Source organism: Brooklawnia sp. (genome assembly GCF_032229645.1).
Lineage (GTDB): Bacteria > Actinomycetota > Actinomycetes > Propionibacteriales > Propionibacteriaceae > Brooklawnia.
Genome location: NZ_JAVTWX010000028.1, coordinates 1 through 2,832 on the forward strand (window position 1 = coordinate 1; position 2,832 = coordinate 2,832).

4 protein-coding genes are annotated in these 2,832 nt (G+C 60.8%); all 4 read right to left on the reverse strand.

Annotation, left to right across the window (positions count from 1 at the left end):
• Positions 1-851, reverse strand: an 851-nt coding sequence (locus tag AAFP05_RS01805; RefSeq protein ID WP_341728142.1) for an ABC transporter substrate-binding protein, incomplete at its 3' end; no start/stop codon positions are given.
• On the reverse strand, positions 848-1,873 hold the full coding sequence (locus AAFP05_RS01810) for a C-terminal binding protein (protein ID WP_341728143.1): 1,026 nt from the start codon (positions 1,871-1,873) through the stop codon (positions 848-850). The genes AAFP05_RS01805 and AAFP05_RS01810, both read right to left, overlap by 4 nt.
• Entirely contained in the window at positions 1,870-2,277 is a 408-nt protein-coding gene (locus AAFP05_RS01815; protein ID WP_341728144.1) for a DUF126 domain-containing protein, read from the reverse strand. Before AAFP05_RS01815 ends, AAFP05_RS01810 begins: the two co-directional genes overlap by 4 nt.
• Positions 2,274-2,832, reverse strand: a 559-nt coding sequence (locus AAFP05_RS01820) for an aconitase X (protein ID WP_341728145.1), incomplete at its 5' end; no start/stop codon positions are given. The genes AAFP05_RS01815 and AAFP05_RS01820, both read right to left, overlap by 4 nt.

Consider the following 2,832-nt stretch of genomic DNA (forward strand, 5'->3'; position numbering starts at 1 on the left):
CTGATCTCGTTCTCCATCTGGGAACGGATAACGTCGGGCTCCTCGTCGGCGACCCTTCCTATGATCGTGAAGGCGTCGTCCGGGTTCGTCTGCATGTATTCCAATGCGTCATACCAGCCTTCGATGATGCCCTGCACCTGCTCGGGATTGTTCTCGACGTACTCCCTCGACAGGCCGAGCGCATCGACGATCACCCCTGGTGAATCGGCGCTGTCCATGACGACGTGGCCGAAGTCCGTGGACTTGGCGCGGTCAAGCCATGGCTGCCAGGTCATCGCGGCATCGACCTGGCCTGCGACGAAGGCACTACCTGCGTCACCAGAACTCATCGACTGCACATTGACATCTGACAGCTTCATGTTGTTTTGATGCAGTTCATAGTTGAACCAGAAGAAGCTGGCACCGCCCGTGGTGTCGAGAGCTACGGTCTTGCCGGCCAGGTCGGCGAACGAGTCGATCCCCTCCTTGCCCACCAGACCGTCCGCCCCCGTGGAAGTGTCCAACACCAGCGGAATCACGACATCGGCACCTTGGGTACTCGACATCAGATGGGTATCGACGGTGGTCGTGATGCCCTGGATGCGTCCGGCCGCCAGCGCACTCTTGGAATCGGCCTTGCTTTCGATGCTGACCATTTCTACGTCGACGCCATGATCGGTGAAGAAACCCTTCTCCTGGGCAAGATCCATCGGGAAGAAACCGATCCAGCTTGACCGTGCAATCTGGACGGTGTCGGCGTCCGCGGACTCCGAGGTGTTTCCTCCGGAGTTGCCGCCCGAACCGCAGGCGCTCAGCGTCGCGACGCAAATCAGCGCTGTGGACGCGGCTATGAGTCGTGTGAGGTGCTTCATTGTTGAACTCCAATCGGATTGAGCTGACAGGACCTGGGCGAGTGATCTTCCCGGGCAGTTGGATTGACACAGTCGGATGGCATTCGGCCGGCGAGCATCGCAAGTGCATTGTCGGTGGCCCGCTGTCGCAGTTCACGCAGCGAGTCACTGGTCGCATAAGAGATATGCGGGGTGATGATCACATTGGGGCTTGCGAATATCGGCGAATCGCCGTCGGGAGGTTCATCGCGGACGACATCGAGGACCGCGCCGCCCAGGTGTCCACTGTCGAGCGCATCGGCCAGAGCGCCTTCGTCGATCAGACCACCACGCGCGGTGTTGATGAGTACCGCTCCGGGACGCATTAGTGCCAGCTGGCGTTCGGAGATCAGGCCGGTCGTGCTCGTCATCAGTGGGCAATGCAGGGAGACGAAGTCGGCGCCGGCCAGACCAGAGTCGAGATCCACGATCTCAATGCCGGCGGCGTTCGCCGCATTGATCTTCTGATCGCTCGCCGTCACACGCATCCCCAATGCTCGGGCTTTACGTGCAACCTGCGTGCCGATGCGTCCCAGTCCCACGATGTGTAAGGTGCTCGAGCTCGGACGCGGAGTCAGCTCCGCGAGCGCGGGCAACCCCCACGGAAGGTTGTGATGGGTCGCATCGAGTGCGTCCAATGGGCGCAGCGCATGCAAGATCGCCTGAATCACGTAGTCGGCGATGTCTTCGGCGCAGTAGCCCTGCACGTTGCAGACCGGGATCCCACACGCGGTGGCGGTCGCAATGTCGACACGGTCGAAGCCACCGCCCATCAGCGCTATACCTCGGCAACCCAACAACCCGCCGATCAATTCAGTGGGCAGATCGGCGTAAACCTGGGCGATGATCAGATCGGCCCCGCGGCCGAAGGCAGCGAGAGCGGCACGCCAGTCGTATCCGGATTCCCGGATGTCGGCATCGGGAAGTGCGGCGGTGATGAGCTCGATCTCGGTGGCATGATCGGGCCACTCCTCATCAATAATCCAGATCAGCGGTGCCTTCATGACACCAACTCCACTGTCTTGGATTCAGAGTCGACTCGGACGATGTCGCCATCACGAACTGTCTGGTAGAAGCTGTCGTCCAACCGATCACACATGGCGATCTCCAAGATGATGGCACTGGCCACCAGCGTGGTGTCGGCGCTGGTGGTGATCAGCGCGCTGGGGGCCTTGCCATTCTTCAGCAATTGAAAGAGACCGTCCGCCTGCACCACTGAGCTGCCCTTGCCAACCGGAAAGACAAGGACCTTGCCCGCCACGCTCTTACCCTCCAGCGCATGGCCGGATTCGATCACGATTCCAGTTTCGGGCTCGACGAGGTAGAAACAGATTGCGTCGGTACTGTGCAGCACTTCGCCTTCAGCGAGGCCTTCTGAGATGACGTGGCAACCGAAGCTGGTGGTCATCGCTGCACTGCCCCGATCAGCGCGCCGGCTACCGCACTCTCCAGTTCCGTTATTACGAAATCCATGCTTCGCCGCTTCGTGTAATACGCACATTTCGGAGATTCGGTCACGCCAGTCTTTCCTTCCAGGAATCTCCACACCGGCTGATCCATACAGGTGTTCGAGAAGATCTCCCCGCCGGCCTGTCGGATGGTGTCGAGATACCCCATGTTCAGGGCCAGGTCATAGGTGAGGGCCGAGGTCATGGCGAATAGCGGCACCGCCAACCGCTTGCCATCGACCATCTCGGCGATGGTCGTGATCTGGTCGATGCTCAGATGCGGGCAGCCGAACAGGGCGAAATCGATAGGACCGTAGGGCGCGGTGAGGTCGGCACGCATCGCATCGAGATCGTCCTGGGTGATGGTCACTTCGGCCTCGGGTGCGCGCCCCCCGAAGGCCTGCTCGATGGTCTGCGCCTCGGGCGTGACCCCAACGATATGGAACATTGCCACATTGCCACCGCTGTTGAGTTGCGCGCACAGAGTCTTGATCGCGGCTGGGCTCGGCTGATCG